Source organism: Mycolicibacterium grossiae, assembly GCF_008329645.1.
Taxonomy (GTDB): domain Bacteria; phylum Actinomycetota; class Actinomycetes; order Mycobacteriales; family Mycobacteriaceae; genus Mycobacterium; species Mycobacterium grossiae.
In genome coordinates this window covers 1,720,267-1,738,062 of record NZ_CP043474.1, presented here as the reverse complement: position 1 = coordinate 1,738,062, position 17,796 = coordinate 1,720,267, and the positions used below count along the sequence as shown (strand labels likewise).

The 17,796-nt window shown below is 72.1% G+C and carries 16 protein-coding genes; 8 read left to right on the top strand and 8 right to left on the bottom strand.

The annotated features are described in order from the left end of the window. Window positions 1-162: 162 nt before the first annotated feature. On the top strand, window positions 163-939 hold the full coding sequence (locus FZ046_RS08350) for a TIM barrel protein (protein ID WP_176749628.1): 777 nt from the start codon (window positions 163-165) through the stop codon (window positions 937-939). On the opposite strand, the gene FZ046_RS08345 is transcribed toward FZ046_RS08350, so the two are convergent. Continuing rightward, a complete protein-coding gene (locus FZ046_RS08345; protein WP_070355161.1) occupies window positions 936-1,598 on the bottom strand; it encodes a hypothetical protein in 663 nt (220 codons plus the stop codon). The genes FZ046_RS08350 and FZ046_RS08345 overlap by 4 nt on opposite strands. Window positions 1,599-1,713: 115 nt before the next feature. Between FZ046_RS08345 and FZ046_RS08340 the strand changes: the two genes are divergently transcribed. The 5 genes from FZ046_RS08340 to FZ046_RS08320 all read left to right on the top strand — a co-directional run bounded on the left by FZ046_RS08340 (window position 1,714) and on the right by FZ046_RS08320 (window position 7,784). Beyond that, the gene (locus FZ046_RS08340) at window positions 1,714-3,126 is read left to right on the top strand and encodes an NCS2 family permease (RefSeq protein WP_070355150.1); all 1,413 of its coding nucleotides are present in this window, start codon (window positions 1,714-1,716) and stop codon (window positions 3,124-3,126) included. Between the two features lie 53 nt (window positions 3,127-3,179). Further along, on the top strand, window positions 3,180-4,130 hold the full coding sequence (locus FZ046_RS08335; RefSeq protein ID WP_070355151.1) for a DUF808 domain-containing protein: 951 nt from the start codon (window positions 3,180-3,182) through the stop codon (window positions 4,128-4,130). A 178-nt stretch (window positions 4,131-4,308) separates the two neighbouring features. Next, window positions 4,309-5,526 (top strand): mechanosensitive ion channel family protein, encoded by a 1,218-nt coding sequence (locus tag FZ046_RS08330; protein ID WP_070355152.1) that lies wholly within the window; start codon window positions 4,309-4,311, stop codon window positions 5,524-5,526. Between the two features lie 89 nt (window positions 5,527-5,615). Beyond that, window positions 5,616-6,599, top strand: coding sequence for a YihY/virulence factor BrkB family protein (locus FZ046_RS08325; protein WP_070355153.1), 984 nt, complete (start codon window positions 5,616-5,618; stop codon window positions 6,597-6,599). Window positions 6,600-6,815: 216 nt separating this feature from the next. Continuing rightward, window positions 6,816-7,784 carry a helix-turn-helix domain-containing protein gene (locus FZ046_RS08320; protein ID WP_070355154.1) on the top strand — a complete coding sequence of 323 codons (969 nt, stop codon included), beginning with the start codon at window positions 6,816-6,818 and terminating at the stop codon, window positions 7,782-7,784. A gap of 4 nt (window positions 7,785-7,788) precedes the next feature. On the opposite strand, the gene FZ046_RS08315 is transcribed toward FZ046_RS08320, so the two are convergent. Both FZ046_RS08315 and FZ046_RS08310 read right to left on the bottom strand, forming a co-directional pair. Beyond that, on the bottom strand, window positions 7,789-8,340 hold the full coding sequence (locus FZ046_RS08315) for a hypothetical protein (RefSeq protein ID WP_070355162.1): 552 nt from the start codon (window positions 8,338-8,340) through the stop codon (window positions 7,789-7,791). Between the two features lie 79 nt (window positions 8,341-8,419). Beyond that, the gene (locus tag FZ046_RS08310; RefSeq protein ID WP_149484228.1) at window positions 8,420-11,179 is read right to left on the bottom strand and encodes a helix-turn-helix transcriptional regulator; all 2,760 of its coding nucleotides are present in this window, start codon (window positions 11,177-11,179) and stop codon (window positions 8,420-8,422) included. Between the two features lie 271 nt (window positions 11,180-11,450). Here FZ046_RS08310 and FZ046_RS08305 point away from each other — a divergent pair, with 271 nt between their 5' ends. Beyond that, window positions 11,451-12,995 (top strand): hypothetical protein, encoded by a 1,545-nt coding sequence (locus FZ046_RS08305; RefSeq protein WP_070353683.1) that lies wholly within the window; start codon window positions 11,451-11,453, stop codon window positions 12,993-12,995. 64 nt (window positions 12,996-13,059) lie between these two features. Here the strand turns inward: FZ046_RS08305 and FZ046_RS08300 are convergent, their stop codons facing one another. The 4 genes from FZ046_RS08300 to FZ046_RS08285 all read right to left on the bottom strand — a co-directional run bounded on the left by FZ046_RS08300 (window position 13,060) and on the right by FZ046_RS08285 (window position 15,058). Then, window positions 13,060-13,284: a hypothetical protein gene (locus tag FZ046_RS08300; protein ID WP_070353684.1), complete on the bottom strand. Its 225-nt coding sequence runs from the start codon at window positions 13,282-13,284 to the stop codon at window positions 13,060-13,062. 76 nt (window positions 13,285-13,360) lie between these two features. Beyond that, window positions 13,361-13,795, bottom strand: coding sequence for an SRPBCC family protein (locus FZ046_RS08295; protein ID WP_070353685.1), 435 nt, complete (start codon window positions 13,793-13,795; stop codon window positions 13,361-13,363). A 10-nt stretch (window positions 13,796-13,805) separates the two neighbouring features. Next, window positions 13,806-14,651: a lysophospholipid acyltransferase family protein gene (locus FZ046_RS08290; protein ID WP_070353686.1), complete on the bottom strand. Its 846-nt coding sequence runs from the start codon at window positions 14,649-14,651 to the stop codon at window positions 13,806-13,808. A gap of 8 nt (window positions 14,652-14,659) precedes the next feature. Beyond that, complete coding sequence (locus FZ046_RS08285; protein ID WP_170292411.1) at window positions 14,660-15,058, bottom strand: ATP-binding protein; 399 nt, start codon at window positions 15,056-15,058, stop codon at window positions 14,660-14,662. 274 nt (window positions 15,059-15,332) lie between these two features. On the opposite strand from FZ046_RS08285, the gene FZ046_RS08280 reads away from it, so the two are divergent. Next, the gene (locus FZ046_RS08280; RefSeq protein WP_246182940.1) at window positions 15,333-16,727 is read left to right on the top strand and encodes a PP2C family protein-serine/threonine phosphatase; all 1,395 of its coding nucleotides are present in this window, start codon (window positions 15,333-15,335) and stop codon (window positions 16,725-16,727) included. Window positions 16,728-16,800: 73 nt separating this feature from the next. Here the strand turns inward: FZ046_RS08280 and FZ046_RS08275 are convergent, their stop codons facing one another. Then, on the bottom strand, window positions 16,801-17,733 hold the full coding sequence (locus FZ046_RS08275) for an NADP-dependent oxidoreductase (protein ID WP_070353688.1): 933 nt from the start codon (window positions 17,731-17,733) through the stop codon (window positions 16,801-16,803). Between the last annotated feature and the right edge of the window lie 63 nt (window positions 17,734-17,796).

The following is a 17,796-nucleotide window of genomic DNA, read 5'->3' as shown; positions in this document are numbered from 1 at the left end:
TTGACGCACCGCGCCGCCGGCCGTTTCAATGGTGGCCGCTAGAACGTTCTAGCGATGACGGGAGACGACGATGACCGACGCGAGGGCCGCCGACTTCGACTCGGCAGCAGACGAATCCGCGGGGACCAGGACACCCGGCGCCCCCGCCGCGTCGGCCGCGCGGTGAGCGGCTTCCAGCTGGCGGTGTGCGCGGAGATGGTGTTCCGCGACCTCCCCGTCGTGCAGCGCGTCGAGCGCATCGCCGAACTCGGCTTCGCCGTCGAGATCTGGAGCTGGCACGACAAGGACCTCGACGCGCTGGCCGCGACCGGCGCCACCATCACCTCGATGACCGGCTATTTGCGCGGCGACCTCGTCGACCCCGCCACCGCCGACGAGGTGGTGCGCACCGCCCGGGAGAGCATCGAGGCCGCCCGGACACTCGGGGTGACCCGGCTGAACCTGCACACCGCCGAACTCGTCGACGGCCGGGCCGCCCGCCCGCGGCACCGCGCCACCGGTCCGATGTGGCTGACGGCGCTGCGGACGCTGGAGCGCATCGGGGACCTCGGCGCCGCCGCCGGCGTGCAGTTCTGCGTCGAGAACCTCAACACCGTCGTCGACCACCCGGGCGTGCCGCTGGCGCGGGCGAAGGACACGCTGGCGCTCGTCGAGGCCGTCGGCCACCCGAACGTCGCCATGATGCTCGACCTCTACCACGCGCAGATCGGCGAAGGGAACCTCGTCGAACTGGTGCGGCGCTGCGGTCCCGCCATCGGCGAGATCCAGGTCGCCGACGTCCCCGGCCGCTGCGAACCTGGCACCGGCGAGATCCACTACCCCGCGATCGCCCGCGCCCTTCGCGACATCGGTTTCACCGGGACCATCGGCCTGGAGGCGTGGAACTCCGCACCCAGCGAGCAGGCACTCGAGGCGTTCCGGGCGGCGTTCAGCGGTTAACCGTCCAGCTCGCCGGCGATTCCCCGTTCGATGCCGATGCGGGTCGCCTGCGGCAGCACCACGAGGCCCTCGAGTTCGCGGGCCGCGAGATCGTAGGACCGGGCCCGCTCCCCCGCGGTGGCCGAAGGATCCTCGGCCACCCGCAGCAGGCTCTGCGCCCGCGCCAGCCGCTGCCGGTCCTCCTCGGAGAACCGGCTGCGCCGCAGCCGGACCGCCTCGGCCTCCGCGGCGTCGAACGACGTCACGTAGTCCTCGACGGCAGCCAGGTAGTCCGACGCCGCGGCACGGTCGTCGAGCAGGTCCTCCGCACGGAGCGGCCGCAGCAGGTCGGCCCGCAGCTTCGCCTTGTGGAACCGCATGACCCGCGGATCGCCGACGTCGGTCATCAGCGGAAAGTCGAGCAGCTTGGCGGCGTCGAGTTCGTAGTCCAGCCAGCGGGTGTCGGTGCGCGCGTGCTCGTCGAGCGTGCGGGTGATGGTGCGCCACTGCGACGCCTGATCGCCGATGGTGCGGTCCGCGCGGACGGGGGCCTCGACGGCCTCGGGTTCCGGCTCGCGGGCGCCGCCGAACCGCCGGAAGGTTCGCCAGCCGGCATACAGTGCCCCGGCCAGCGGCACCAGGAGCAGCAGCAGTTCGACCAGCCGGAACACCAGACCCACCACCCCAGGATGCCACCGCCGGGCTCCGCGCCTCGTCGGGCGACGGCGCGCCACGCCCGGCCGGGGACGCGGCAAAGAGAGGAAGAATCGGCCCGGCGAACCTAGGGTTCCACCCATGAACCGTCTCGACCGCTTCTTCGAGATCACCGCCCGGCAGTCGTCGGTCACCACCGAGATCCGCGGCGGGCTGGTGACGTTCATCGCGATGGCCTACATCATCGTGCTCAACCCGATCATCCTGTCGAGCAGCGCCGACGTGGACGGCAACAGGCTGGACTTCGCGCAGGTCTCGGCCACCACGTCGCTCGCCGCCGGGGTGATGACCATTCTGTTCGGCGTCATCGCCCGGCTCCCGTTCGCCTTCGCCGCGGGCCTGGGCATCAACTCGTTCCTGGCCACGACGGTCGTCGGCACGGTGACCTGGCCCGAGGCGATGGGTCTGGTGGTGATCAACGGCCTCATCATCGTGCTGCTCGCCGCCACCGGGCTGCGCCGCCTGGTGTTCGACGCCGTGCCGATGCAGCTCAAGCTCGCGATCACCGCGGGCATCGGGTTGTTCATCCTGTTCATCGGCCTGGTCGATGCGGGGTTCGTGGGGTCCACCGGCGTGCCCTCGCCACCGGTGGGCCTCGGGACCGGCGGCGTCGGCTCCATCGTCACGGTGCCCGCGCTGGTGTTCGTCCTCACGCTGCTGGTGACGGGCGTCCTGGTGGTGCGGAAGGTCCGCGGCGGCATCCTGATCGGCCTGGTCGCCGGGACCATCGTCGCCGTCGTCATCGAGGCCATCTGGCACCTCGGCTCGGCCACCGAAAAGCCCGGCGGCTGGAGCCTGTCGGTGCCGACCCTCTCCGGGTCGCCGTTCGCGCTGCCGGACCTCTCCCTGGTCGGCGAGTTCAGCCTGGCCAGCTTCGGGCGAATCGGCATCCTGGCCGCCGTCATGCTGGTGTTCACGCTGGTGTTCGCCAACTTCTTCGACGCCATGGGCACGCTCACCGGCCTGTCCCGTGAGGCGGGCCTGTCCGACGCGCAGGGCAACTTCCCGCGGCTGCGGGCGTCGCTCATCGTCGAGGGCGCGGGCGCCGCCGTCGGCGGTGCGACGTCGGCGTCGTCGAACACCGTGTTCATCGAATCGGGCGCGGGCATCGAGGAGGGCGCCCGCACCGGCCTGGCGAACGTCGTCACCGGCGTGCTGTTCCTCGCCGCGATGTTCATCTCGCCGCTCGCCTCGATCGTGCCGACCGAGGTCGCGGCCGCGGCGCTGGTGATCGTCGGCGTCATGATGGTCTCGCAGCTGCGGCACATCGACATCTCCGAGTTCTCGGTGGCCATGCCGGTGCTCCTGACCGTCGCGGCCATGCCGTTCACCTACTCGATCGCCAACGGCATCGGCGTCGGCTTCATCGCCTGGGTGGTGCTGCGCTCGGCGGCCGGGCGCGTCCGCGAGATCAGCCCCCTGCTGTGGGTGGTCGCCGCGGGTTTCGTGGTCTACTTCGCCCGCGGCTGGCTGGAGTCGCTGATCGGCCTCTGAACCGGTGCGAACTCGCCCGACTGGGAAACTGCTGTGCGGGTAACCTTCGGCCCATGAGTGCGGGTCTGTTCGGGCTTCTCGACGACGTGGCCGCGTTGGCCAGGCTGGCCGCAGCCTCGGTCGACGACATCGGCGCCGCGGCCGGCCGTGCCACCGCGAAGGCCGCCGGGGTGGTCATCGACGACACCGCCGTGACACCCCAGTACGTGCAGGGCATCACCGCCGATCGCGAACTGCCGATGATCCGGCGGATCGCCATCGGCTCGCTGCGCAACAAGCTGGTCTTCATCCTGCCGGCGGCGCTGCTGCTCAGCCAGTTCGCGCCGATCCTGCTGACCCCGATCCTCATGCTGGGCGCCACCTACCTGTGCTTCGAGGGCGCGGAGAAGGTGCTGGCCAAGGTCCGCCCCGGCGCGCACGGCCACGACGCGCACGCCTCCCCGACGGCCGCCGGCGGCGCCGACGCCGAGAAGCAGATGACGTCGAGTGCGATCCGTACCGACTTCATCCTCTCGGCGGAGATCATGGTCATCGCGCTCAACGAGGTGGCCGACCAGTCGTTCTGGCCCCGACTGATCATCCTCGTCGCGGTCGCGATCGTCATCACCGTCGCCGTGTACGGCGTGGTCGCCGCGATCGTCAAGATGGACGACGTCGGCCTGCACCTCGCACAGCGCTCGTCGGCGTTCGCCCAGAAGTTCGGCCGCGGTCTTGTGACGGCGATGCCCCGGGTGCTCGCGACGCTCTCGAGCGTCGGCACCGTCGCCATGCTCTGGGTCGGCGGCCACATCCTGCTGCAGGGCAGCGACACGCTCGGGTGGCACGGCCCGTACGGGATCGTGCACCACTGGGAGGAAGCCGTGCACCACGCCACCGGCGCCGCCGGTGCGGTGCTGGGCTGGCTGGTCAACACCGCCGCCTCGGCGGTCGTCGGGTTGGTGATCGGTGCGATCGTCGTCGCCGTCGTCCACGTGCTGCCGTTCGGGAAGTCGGCCAAGCACTAGCACCATTGCACGGCAACGGGATTCGGAGCATCGGCTACACCGGCGAACCTGTGAGTCGAGTCACGAACGCGGAAAGATCGACCGTCGGAGTTTGATGCGCGGGGGGAGCCGGGAAGGCCAGACACTGCTGCAACGTCGCGGCCTGACCCCCAGACCCCGATCAAGGAGCAGATGCTTGATGCCCGGCTCGACCGAGTTCGACTCCCTCTCCCACGTCCTCGCCACCGTCGCATGGGTGACGGGTGCCGTGGCCGTGGCCTACGCGGTGGGGTTGATGCTCTCCTGGCTGGTGCAGCGCATCGGCCGGCGCAACACCGTGATGCGCGACGTCGCGCTGCACACCCGCCGCCCGCTGCGCGCCACGCTGATGGTGATCGCGGCCGGAATGGCCCTGCGCCGCACGTCGGACGCCGCCGCCGGATGGCGGGCCGGCGTCGATCACGCCCTGGTGCTCGCGCTCATCGCGACCGTCACCTGGGTGGTGGCGAGCCTGTTCGTGGTGGCCGAGCGCCAGGCCATCGCCCGGTTCGCCGGCGGCGACACCGGCCTGACCGACGCCGACCGGCACCGCCGCAAGATCCGTACGCAGGTCAGCCTGCTGCGCCGGATCGCCGTCGCCGTGGTCGTCGTGCTCGGCGGTGCCGCCGCGCTCATGACGTTCCCCGCGTTCTCCGACGTCGGCAAGACGCTGTTCGCCTCGGCCGGCGTGCTGTCCGTGGTGGCCGGCCTGGCCGCTCAGACGTCGCTGGGAGCGGCCTTCGCGGGCATCCAGGTGGCGTTCTCCGACGCGATCCGCGTCGGCGACGTGGTGGTGCTGGAGAACGAGTGGGGCCGGATCGAGGAGATCACCCTCACCTACGTCGTCGTCCACCTCTGGGACGAGCGCCGCCTGGTGCTGCCATGCGCCTACTTCACCAGCACGCCGTTCGAGAACTGGACCCGCAACGCCACCGAACTGCTGGGCACCACCGAACTCGACGTCGACTTCACCGTCCCGTTCGACGCGATGCGCGCTCGGCTGGACCGGCTGTTGCGCGCGAACCCGCTGTGGGACGGCCGCGTCGGCGTGCTGCAGGTGACCGACGCCGTCGACGGATGCGTACGGGTCCGGATGCTGGTCAGCGCCGCCGACGCACCGTCGTTGTTCGACCTGCGGTGCGACGTCCGCGAGGGCATGGTCGACTGGCTGCAGCGCACCCATCCCGGCGCGCTGCCGCGCCGCCGCCTCGAGCACGCCGGCGAGCGTCCCACCGACGAGCGGCGCGAGCCGGTCAGCGTCGGCGCCCGAGCCGATTCGGCGCTGTTCACCGGTAGCCCGGACGCCGAACGCCGCGGGCGCGCCTTCGAGGGGCCCGACGGCGGCGAGACGTCCCGACCGCGCTACGACGAGGGCTGAGCCCCCCGGTTGAGGTCACCCCATGGTGGGTACAGGGGCCCGATGACGGGGACCCCGACCTGGGGACCCACGGACCTGGAGCGCCGGACGTGGTGGGGTGGCTGGACAGACTGCAGCGGCGCAACCGCTTCGTGGGGTTCGTCGTCGCCGTCGTCTACAAGTACGTCGATGACCAGGGCGGCTATCTCGCCGCGCTCATCACCTACTACGCCTTCGTCTCGCTGTTCCCGCTGCTCCTGCTGCTGACCACGGTGCTGGGCGTGGTGCTCGTCGGCCATCCCGAGCTGCAGCAACAGGTGGTGCAGTCGACGTTCGCCCAATTCCCCGTGATCGGCAGCCAGCTGCAGCGTCCGGAGGAACTCAGCGGCGGCACCCTGGCCGTCGTGGTCGGCATCGCCGGCGCCCTGTACGGCGGCCTCGGCGTCGGACAGGCCGTGCAGAACGCCATGGACACCGTGTGGGCGGTGCCGCGCAACAACCGGCCGGACCCGATCCGCTCGCGGCTGCGCAGCCTGCTCCTCCTGCTGGTACTGGGCTCGGCAGCGCTCACCGCGACGGTGCTCTCGGCGGCGGGCCGGGCCATCGAGAGCCTGGGCTGGTTCGGCAAGACCGGCCTGATCGTGGGCGCGGTGGCGATCAACGCCCTCATCTGCCTGTGCGCGTTCCGCGTCACGACGGCGCGCCACCTGACCTACAAGCAGGTGCTTCCCGGGGCGCTCACCGCAGCCGTCATCTGGCAGCTTCTGCAGTCCTTCGGCGCCAACTACGTCGGGCGGGTGATGTCGAGCGCGAGCCAGACCAACGGCGTGTTCGCCCTGGTGCTCGGCCTGCTGGCCTTCCTGTTCCTGGTGTCCATCAGCCTGGTGATGTGCGCCGAGATCAACGTCGTGCGCGTCGACGAACTGCATCCGCGCTCGCTACTGAGCCCGTTCACCGACGACATCGACCTCACCACCGCCGACCGACGCACCTACACCCGCAAGGCGAAAGCGGAGCGGGTCAAGGGTTTTCAGCGCGTCAGCGTGCGGTTCGACACCGCCAAGCGCGACGAGCACGAGGTGCCGCCGAGCTGATCGGCGCGCGCGGCGGAACCCGGGCGAGGGACCAGGCCGTGACGGATGCCGTTGCCGGCGTGGATGCCGGCGACGGCGTCGACCACCAGGCGAAGCGCCGGGTGCCGGCGCCAGCGGGCGAGGCGAGAAGGGCGTGCGTGCAACATGACTCGAGCGTGCCCGCTGCGCCACACCGGCGAAAGTGTCACTAGCGCCGCCTATCGCTAAGATAGTGCCATGCACACCGTGTCGATCCTCGCCTACGACGGCATGACGGGCTTCGAGAGTGGGCTCGCGGCCGAGATCTTCGGGCTGGCCGAACTCACCGGCCCGTTCTCCGAGGGCATCGAACGCCCCTGGTACTCGATGCGGATCTGCTCCGAGACGCCCGAACTCCGCACCATCGGCGGGGCCACCATGCGCACCCCCTACGGACTGGCCGACCTCGCGGAGGCCGACACGGTCGTGATCCCCAGCGTGCGCGACGTGACGGCGCAGCCGTCGGACGCCCTGATCGAGGCGATCCGGGCCGCCGAGCAGCGCGGCGCCCGGTTGGTCTCGATCTGCTCGGGCGCCTTCGCCCTGGCGGCCGCAGGCGTCCTCGACGGCCGGCCTGCCACCACGCACTGGCTGTACGTCGATGAGCTGCGCCGCCGGTATCCCGGCATCGACGTCGACCCCACGCCGCTCTACGTCGACGGCGGCCAAGTGCTGACCAGCGCGGGATGCGCTGCGGGACTGGACCTTTGCCTGCACATCGTCCGGCGTGACCACGGGACGAAGGTGGCCAACGACGTCGCCCGCCGCCTGGTGATCTCCCCGCATCGCGGCGGCGGCCAGGCGCAGTACGTCGAGACGCCCGTGCCGGAGCCCGCGACTGACGGCCGGATCGCCGCGAGCATGGAGTGGGCGCTGGGCCGCCTGGACCGCCCCATCACGCTCGACGAACTGGCCACCCAGGCGTCGATGTCACGCCGCACCTATCTGCGCCAGTTCACCAGCGCGACGGGAACGACGCCCATCAAATGGCTCATCGCACAACGCATTCAGGCCAGTCTGCCGCTGCTCGAGGCATCCTCGCTGACCATCGAACAGATCGCCGCCCGGGTGGGCTTCGAGTCGCCGGTGACCTACCGGCACCACTTCGTACGGGGACTCAAGACCACGCCGAGCGAGTACCGGAGCTGCTTCGCGGCCGCGGGATGAGCGCTCAGCCGCCGACCTCGGCGGGCAGGGGCGGCGGCAGCTTCGTCGACGTGGTCGCGGGTGCCGACGTCGTCGTGGGCGCCGAGGTGCCCGACGTGCCCGTGCCCGACTTCGGTGTCGAGGAACCCGTGCCCGCCGCGCCGGAACCGTGGAAGTCCACCCACTTCTCCTCGCGGACCACCTTCTCGTCCTCACTGACCACGAGCGACTTGGCGGTCACCAGGTAACTGATCGGCCCGTTCTCCGCGAGGTAGGCGCCGTCGGCGTTGCGGGTGGCCGAGAGGATGAGGCGCGCGCCGTCCCGCACTCGGACACCGCGGTACTGGTATTCGCCCTCCGAGGACTGGCAGATCGCAATCCGGGACGTATCCGTGGTGCCGAAGAGGGCCGGCGTGTTGGGCGACGCGCAGCGTGCGGTCGAGTCGACGTACCCCTGGGCGTCGGATTCGGGCGCTGCGGCGGCACGGGGCATGGCGGCGTGGGACGAGACGGTGACGACGGCCGCGGCGAGCAGGGCGGCACCGGCGGCCGTGGCGAGGCTCTGGCGTGTAGGCATCACCCTCCACCAGACCACGCCGCCGAGCCGGATGCGAGCCTCGACACCGGATCGCGACGCATTCGTTAGGTGCCGGGCGTCAGGATCGCCGCTCGCGGTAGGCGATCGTCAGCTGCACCCGCGAGCGCACGTCGAGCTTGCGGAACACCGAGCGCACGTGTGTGTTCACGGTGTTCGGCGAGACGCCCAACTCCTCGGCGGCCGACCGGTTGGTGTGTCCGGACCCGATCAACTCGACGACCCGCAGCTCGGTCGGCGTCAGCGCGCCCCACCCGGACTGCGGTCGCGGCTCCGGATGGCGGATCCGCACGCCGCGGATCCCGTGTGCGGCGAGCACCGCGTCGACCGCGCGACTGCTGCGCGCTGCACCCGCCCGCCGGAAGATCTCCGCCGCCTCGACCAGCGACGCGGTCCCGTCCGCGGTGCGTCCGCCGGTGAGCAGCGCCGCCCCCAGGTCGTGCAGCGCGGCGGCCAGCAGCAGCGGTCGTGGCGCGCCGCGCAGCACGGCGACGGCGTCGGCCAGCACCTCCGGATCGCCGGAGCGCAGGCCGTGGGCGTGCCGCGCGCTGCCGGCGAGTGTCGCCACGCCCGGGTTGCGCTGCGCCGCCACGTCGGCCAGGGCGGCGGCCCGGCCGGCGAACGCGCGATCGCCGGCGTCCAGCCCGATGCGGGTGAGCAGCCTCGGCCACGGCGGCGTCCACGGCCAGGGGTCGCCGAACACCGCGTCGGCGGCGAGCAGCGGAGCGAGGATCTCCACCGCGCCGACCGGATCGCCGGCGGCCGCGGTCGCCCACCCGTGCACCAGTCGCCGCCGCGGCGCGCCGTCCACGTCGGGCGCCCCGGCGTCGGTCGCGGTGAGACGCAGTGCGGCCACGGCCGCGACGTTCTCGTCGCGGTGTGCCGCGATCGCCGCCAGCACCACGCGGGCGTTCAGCCGGTAGCCGTCGTTGCCGGCCTCGTCGGCGAGCCGCAGCAGGGTCCCGGCACCGGCCTCCGCGGCGTCGAACCGCGCCAGGTCGAAGTCCTGCCACATCTGCGCGTACAGCATCGACGGGAGCAGGGCGTCCGCGCCGGCGGACGCCTCACGCCCCTTGGCGAGCAGCGCCTCGGCGTCGTCGTAGCGGTCGAGGTGCTGCAGGGTGCGGATCTCCTCGGCCTCGTAGGCGGTGTCGGAGAACCGGCGCAGGTCGGTGAACAGATCGAGCGCACGACGGTGCCTGCCCTGGTTGCGCGCCGCCTCGATGAGCGCCACGACTGCGAGCCGCTGGGCGTACCCGTCACCCAGCCGGCGGCCCTCGTCGCGAGCGGCCGAGGCGAGCCGCTCGGCGTCGGCCGCTGCCCGGGTGCGGGTGGCCGCCAGCGCCCGAGCCGACGCGAGGCGCGCCCGCAACGCATCCGAGACGTCCGCACGAGCCGCCGCCGTCGCACGCCGTTCCATCTGCTCGCAGTCCCCGAGACACCACAGCGCTCGGCACGCCTGCAGTTCGAGGCGGGCGAGGATCTCATCACCGGCGCCGAGATCACCGGTATCGCTCCTGCCCAGGAGCCGGTCGGCCACCGCGAGCGCCTCGGCGTCGCGCTGCACGTTGACCAGCGTCTCCACCGCGCACTCGCCGGCAGCCCACCACGACGGCCGTCCCGCCGTGATCAGCTCGAAGGCGCGGCGGGCGAAGTCGGCTGCCTGATCCGGCATCGACGCCGTGCACTCGCGTGCCGCCGCCTGAAGTGCGACCACGGCCTCGTCGTCGTCGCGCTGCGCACTCGCGTGGAAGTGACCGGCCGCCGCCAGCGCCGAGCCACCGCCGTCGCGGACGTAGCGGGCGCACGACCGGTGCAGCCGGCGGCGCTCGGCGGGCGCGATGTCGGCGTACACCGCCTCGCGGACCAGGTCGTGCGGGAAGAACGGTCCGCCGGCCGTCGTGGCGAGCAGCCCGCCGTCGACGGCCTCGCGCGCCGCCGCGGCGACGTGCCCGTCGGCGATGTCGGGCAGCAGCGCCGTCGCGTCGTGGAGCGCCAGCGGGCGACCCCACACCGCGGCGAGGCGCACCAGTGCGGTGGCGGTGCCCGAAAGCCGCTGCAGCCGGGTGCGTACGCCGGCAGCCAGCCCGGCGATCGGGTCGCCGGCGCCGGCACCGTGCCGACGGGTCAGTCCGTCGATCACCTGGACCGCCCAGAACGGGTTGCCCCCCACGCCGGCGAGCAGACCGCGGACCTGCTCGTCCGGCCGAGCGCCGAGCCGGTCGGACGCGATGCCCTCGATGTCGCCGGCGCCCAGCGGTCCGAGGTCGATCCGGGTGACCGCCGGGACGTCGTCCGTCGCGGTGAGCAGTTCGTCGACCACGTCGCGGGGCGCCCACCGGCTCGCCACCGCCCACACCACCGGCGACCCCGCCAGCCGTGCCGGCAGGACGCGCAGCGCGAACCGGGTGAGATGGTCGGCCCACTGCAGGTCGTCGAGGACCAGCAGGACCGGGTGGTGGACGGCCAGCTCCTCGAGCAGCCCGCTGATCCGGTCGACGAGCCACAGCGGCGTTTCGTACAGCGGCGCGAGCCCAGCGAAGGCCTCCGCGGGCAGCAGCGGCCGCGTGCCGGACCGCAACGCCACCAGCAGGGGCGCGCCGGGGGCGATCTGATCACCCTGCTCCGCCTTGCCCGCGCCGACCAGGAACCCCGCCCGGCCGGCCTGCTCGGAGATGGCCCGCAGCACGGCCGACTTGCCGATGCCCGGCTCGCCGCCGATCACCAGCAGAGCGCCCTGCCCGGTGCGGGCGGCGCGATCGAGGACGCCGAGTGCCCGGGACATCGCCTCGCTGCGTCCCCGCAGGATCACTCGCGCCATCGACAGCCCGCCTCGTCTCGACGATCACCGACGCGGAGTCGGACGGCGTCGTACGCGGGGAAACGCCCGTGACCGCGTACCGATTCCGCTCCGGCGATCCGACGCATCACCCGAACCGTTGACGACGGAATCCGCACCGTGTGCCCCCAAATCTCACCCATTCATGCGATGGGCAGGCGACTGCTCGCGTGATTGAGTCGTCGCTGCTCCGAGATGCTACTCACGAGTAAGTTCCGCCGGTGACGGCGCTCACACCAGTCAGGGGTCCCTCATGCAACTCGCCGTTCGCTCCCGCGCCGCGGCCGGTGCCGCTCTCGTCGGCGCCGGAGTCCTCGCGACCACGGCCGTCACGCCGATGCCGGACGTGCACCCCCCGGAGGTGCACCTGCCGGCGGTCCGCGCCCTCGACGTCGGCCTCGCCGCTGCCGTCAACCCGCTCGAGGTGTACGGCGAGGTGCTGCAGGATGCCATCGCCAACGCGGGCACCCTCGCCGAGAACGCCCGCCCCGGACAGCTGCTGCAGCAGTTCCTCACCAATCAGCTCTCCAGCGCTACGACGCTGCTCACCGGCCTGCAGCAGACCGGCGGGGAGATCGCCGGCGCCCTCGGTGGCGTGCCGGCCACGCTGGCCACCGCCGTCGGCCAGCTGACGTCCGGCAACGTCGAGGGCGCGGTGAACACCCTGCTCGGCATCCCGTTGGCGGTCGCGCTGCCGGCCGCCGACCTGCTGCCGACGCTGCAGACGGTGCTCACCGCGCCGCTGACCCACCTCGTCAATGTCATCAACGCGTTCACCGCCTCGCCGCTCGACACGCTGCTCGCGGTCAGCGGCTTCATCGCGCCGCTGATCAGCGTGCCCGCCGCTGCCGCGGCGGCCGTGCAGAACGTCATCACCGCCGCGACCACCGGCGACCTCGGCGCCGTCGCGAACGCGCTCCTCACCGCCCCGGCGACCATCGTCGACGGGCTGCTCAACGGCGGCTACGGCCCCGACCTGGGTCCACTGGTCTCCCCCGGGCTCGTCGTGAAGGCCGGCGGTCTGCTGAGTTCGGCGGGCTTGATCTTCAATCCCGACGGCAGCTTCTACGTCAACACCGGTGGGCCGCTGTACTCGCTGCAGCAGGTGCTGCAGAAGATCGCCACCGCGATCGCGCCGCCCGCGGCGCCCACGGCCGACGTCGCCGCCATCCCCACACCGTCAGCCGCGATGGTCACCCTCGGCGGCGCGACCGCACCCGCCGCCGAGGCGATGCCGGGGGCGGCGGCCGAGCCGACGAGCGGAGCCGCCGCGTCGCATGCGACCACACCGGCGGCCGCGACACCGACCGACGCGCCGGCATCCGCGGCCGAGGAGGCCACCCCGGCCACGTCCGGGTCGGTAGCGGATGCCACGTCGACGGAACCCGTTGCTACTGAACATCTCTCGCGCGCCAACCAGGAGGCGAGCGGCGCGTCGGGAGCTTCGGGCGCGACTGCCTCGGGCACGGACACCTCGGGCACGGACACCTCGGCCCCGGCCCAGACGCCCGCCAAGGCCCCCACCAAGACTCCCGCCACGACCCCCGCCAAGACGCCGACCACGACCGTCGACGTCACGACCGGCAACAAGGTGGCGCCCACGCCGACCACCTCGGGACCGTCCGGATCCGGGGCGTCGACGGGCAGCACCTCGGCGAGCGAGACCCCCGCAGCCGCCACCTCCGGGGCCACGGCACCCGGCCAGTCCTCGGCGACGACGAAGCCCGCCGCGGGGAGCACGGGAGAGGCATCCTCGGGGTCCGCGAAGAACGACGGGGCGTCGGCGAAGGCCTCCTGAGCCGCACCGAAGACGAGTCAGGCCCCCTCCGCTGCGGAGGGGGCCTGTTCTCGCGGGTGACCGGTCAGCGCTTGAGCCAGCGCTTCACGGTGTCGAGGTCACGGGTGTAGGCCATCAGCATGCCGTCGTCGTACAGCGCGCCGCCGGAGATCGCATCGCCCTCTCCCCAGTGGACGCGGACGCCGTCGGCGTCGCGGGAGAAGTAGTCGACGCGCTCGTCGTTGCGGCGCCGCCAGCCGGCCTGGCCGGCCATGTCCAACACCACGTCGCGTTCCGCGGTTGCGCTCATCGGGGTACCTCCTGTGTCGGCTTCGTACGGTAGCCGATCGCGCGCCGACGCCCGCAGCCCTCGGGCCCCGGACGGGTCAGTGCTCGCACAGGTCCTTGAGCCGGCGCACCGTGTCGTCCATGATGCGCCCGACCTGGCGGGCCGCAACGCGGTCGGCGATCAGGCCGAGCAGGCCGCCGGGCGCCTCGTAGGCCAGCCGGAACGTGATCTTGGTGCGGCCCTCACCGGCGTCGCGCAGCCGGAACCGGCCGCGCATCGTGATGCCGGTGATGCCGATCCAGGCGAGGTCGCGGCTGTCGTCGAACTCGGACAGCTCGATCACGCCGCCGATCGGCACCGAGCCCACCTTCCAGTGCACGGTGTAGCGCGACCCGATGCCGACCGGCCCCTCGGTGACGGTCTCCCAGCGCTCCAGCCGGGTCATGAACTCGGGATAGCAGTTCGGGTCGCTGACGTGCTTCCACACCACGTGGCGGTCCACGTCGGCGACGACACTGCGCTGCAATCGCATGGGGTTCCCCTCAGCCGATGATCGGGAAGCGCCGCTCGGCGGCGAGCCGGTCCACCCCGGACTGCAGGCTGGCCAGCACCTTGTCGTTGATCACGTCGTCGTCGCTGCTCGCGATGTCCTCCGCGTCGATCGGGTCCTGCACCTCGATGACGATCTTCGTCGGCAGCGGCAGCCGCGGCACCATGTCGCTGACCGCGAGTCCCCACGGCGGGGCGAGCAGGATCGGCACGCTCTTCAGCCGGGCGATCTTGTCGACCACGAGGAGCTTGGCGAGCCACTGCCCCCGGTCCAGGAACAGTGCCGCCTCCTGACCGCCGACGCTCGCGATCGGGACGATCGGCACACCGGCCTCGCGGGCGAGCTTGACGTACCCCTTGCGCCCGTCGAAGTCGACCTCGTGCCGCTGCCAGGACGGACGGAATACCTCGTAGTCGCCGCCCGGGTAGACGAGCAGCGCGGCGCCGGACTTCAGCGCGAGCGTCGCGTTCTCGTGGTTGGCGGCCACCGTGCCGAACTTGCGCAGCGATCCCAGGCCCGGCATCGACACGACCAGGTTGTGCGCCAGCTGGTAGAAGGGCCGCTCGACGCCGAAGTACGAGCAGAAGGCGAGGGTGAAGACGAAGGTGTCGGGCGGCAGGTTGCCCCCGCTGTGGTTGCCGACCAGCAGCACCGGACCCGTGGTCGGGATGCGGTCGAGACCCCGCACGTCGGCGCGGAAGTACAGCGACGCCAGGAGCCACAGACCCGGGAGCTGCTCGAGGATGTAGTCGGCGTCGCGTTGATCGAGGTCTGCCGTCGGCACGCGCGCCGAGATCTGCTGCTTGACCCATCCGAGGGCATCGCCGAACCCCGCCATGAACTCCTCTATTGACGGACCGCGCGCCCGGCAAACCTCTCGTCCTTGACCGGGCAGTCGCGGAACAGTAGGCACACCGTCGTCCCATCCGGACGGCCGTCGATGGAGACGTCGTCGCACAGTCCCCGCATGAGCCGGATGCCCCGGCCGCGCAGTGACGTCGGGGTGGCACGGGGCACGGGCTCCTGCCACTCACCGTGGTCGGTGACGCACACCCGGAGAATCTGGCCGGGGTCCGGCGTCATCTCCAGCGTCATCGGTCCCGGTTCACCCTGCGCGCGGTACGCGTGGTCGGCGCAGTTGCTCAGTGCCTCGTCGGTGGCCAGCAGGATGTCGGCGCGGCGCTCCTCGCTGACGGCGATGGTTCCGTGCAGCCACGCGTCGACGTTCGCGCGGAACTCGGCCACCGTGCGCCCCTCGGCGGGACCCACCCGTTTCAACGGTTGCTGACAGTCTGCTGGGTCCATGGTCCGAGGTGCCTACCCGAAGTGCAGGACTCTTACGCCTTGATGAAGGCCAGAGTGAGAGATTGCACGGCCGCCGGTGTTCGTGAAGGATTCGGGGAGCCCCCGGCGTGGTCGAGACGGTGCCCGCGGGGACCTCCCACTTCGTCGCACGCGGGGACGTCAGACCATAGAAGAAGACCAGCTGGGCATACCCGGCGCCATTCGGCCGCCGGGGGTGGAACGCTACCGCGGCCTCCTCGCCGCGGCCGACCCGACGCTGACGCGGGTCGCCGCGGTCGCCGCCCGCCTCGGCGGCACGTCGATGGCGACGGTGTCGGTCGTCGACGGGGACCGTGCGTGGTTCCTCGGCACCTACGGCCTCGGAGCGGAACAGTCGATCGCCGTGCGCGACGGACTGTGCGCGAACGTGCTGCGCAACGCGGTGCCGGCCGCCTCGGCCGACGCGCTCGCCGACCCGCGGACGGGCTCGCTGCGCTTCGTTCTGCGCCACGACGTCCGCTTCTATGCCTGTGTCGCCGTCCTCGCCGCCGACGGGCGCCCGCTGGGCGCCGTGACGGTGATGGACACCGAGACCCGGCCCGTCGACGACGCGACGCTCGGACTCCTCGCGGAGCTGACCGGCGTGGTGCGTGAGCACCTCGACATGCGGGCCGACGCCCTCGCCGCGCTCTCCTCGGAACGGCGGTTGCGTGATGCCGTCGACAGCGCCCTGCTCGACGCCCAGCGGGATCGCGACGACGCCCAAGCGGCCCGAGACGATGCGCGACGCGACCGCGACAACGCCCGATCCGATCGCCGCGAGGCCGAGCTGGGTCGGCAGGATGCGCGGTCCGACCGCGACAGCGCAATGCGCGACCGCGACAGCGCCGAACACGACCGGGACGTCATCGAGGAATACGCCTCGGTGCTGCAGCGGACGCTGCTGCCGCCGATGCTCCCCCACATCGACGGACTCACCCTGGCCGCGCACTACCACCCGGCGTCCCCACGTCAGGTCGGCGGCGACTTCTACGACGCCTTCGCCCTCGACGATCACCGATGGGCGTTCACCATCGGCGACGTCGAGGGGCACGGCGTCGAGGCGGCCGTCACGACCTCGCTGATCCGCTACACGCTGCGTGCAGCAGCCCTGCATCATCGTGACCTCACCGACGCGCTCGGCGAACTGAACGGGGTGCTGCTGCGTGAGCTGGACTCGCGGCGTTTCGCGACCGTGCTGCTCGGCACCGTCGAGGGGCGCGGCGACGCCCCAGGTTTCCGGGTGACGCTCGCGACCGGGGGTCATCAGCCGGCCCTGCTGGTCGACGCCGCCGCGGGCTCGGTGACGCCGGTCCTGCCGCAGGGCGGCATGTTCGTCGGCGCGATCCGCGACGCCCGGTTCGCGTCGCGCGACGTCGAGCTGGTACCTGGCCGGACACTGCTGGTGTACACCGACGGGCTCATCGAGGCCCGCCGCGGCGTGCGGCCGTTCGACGAGGACGCGCTGGCGGCGTTCGTCGCGGAGCGCACCCACCTGGACGCCACCGGTCTGGTCGAGGACATCGCCACGCTGGTGCCGAAGCTCGAGCCGGACGACGACGTCGCCGTCCTGGCGATCACCGCGCGCTGACCCACCCGCGCCGGTAGGCCCGGGAGCGGCGAGGCTCCCGGGCGCACCGGGTCGAGTCGGCCGGACGGGCGGCTCAGGGGACGAGCACGGTCTTGCCGGGCAGCCGACCCGCGTCGGAGGCAGCGTGCACGTCGGCCGCGTCGGCCAGTGGTCGCCGGTCCGCGACGTCGATCCGCAGGCGACCGTCGTCGACCCGCTCGACGAGGGCCGCGAGCTGCGCGGTGTCGCTGCGGACGAACAGCCGCTGGGCGCGCACCCGCCGTGCCGGATCCTCCGGTCCCGCGGTCATGGTGCCGATGAGGAAGCCGCCGTCGGCGACGACGCCGGCCAGCGCGGCGGTCTCCTCGGGAGCGGTGCTCACCAGGTTGAGCACGACGTCGAAGCGCTCGCCGCCCAGGAGCGGCGTGGTGCCGTAGTCGAGGTAGTCCACGAGCCGGTCGACGCCGTAGTCGCGCAGGCGCCGGGCGCCGCGGTCGTGCGCGGTCGCGGTAACGACGGCGCCGATCTCCTTGGCCAGTTGCACCGCGTATCCGCCGACGGCCCCGGTGGCCCCGATGACGAGCACGGACTGGCCGGCGCGCAGGTCGGCGAGGCCGATCAGCGCCTGCCACGCGGTGAGCCCCACGGTCGGGAGCACGGCGGCGTCGGTCAGGGGCACCGTTCGCGGTGCCGCGACGAGCACGTCCGCGGGAGCGACGACGAACTCGGCGGCGGCGCCGTCGGCGTCCATCGGCAGGAGGCCGATGACCGCGTCGCCGGGCTCCCACCCGGTGACGCCGTCACCGATGGCGGCGATGCGGCCGGTGACGTCGATGCCGGGCACGTGGGGCAGCGCCACGTCGAACACCTCCTGCAGATATCCGCCGCGGATGCCGGCGTCGACCGGGTTGAACGAGGTGGCGGCGACGTCGACGAGCACCTCACCCGGGCCGGGAACGGGGCGCTCGACGTCTTCGTAGCGCAACACGTCGCTGTCGCCGTACTGGTGGAAGCGAATGGCCTTCATGACTTCTCCGATCGGTCGTTGCTTCGTTGTCGAAGCAATCTGACTGATGCAACTGCTTCGATA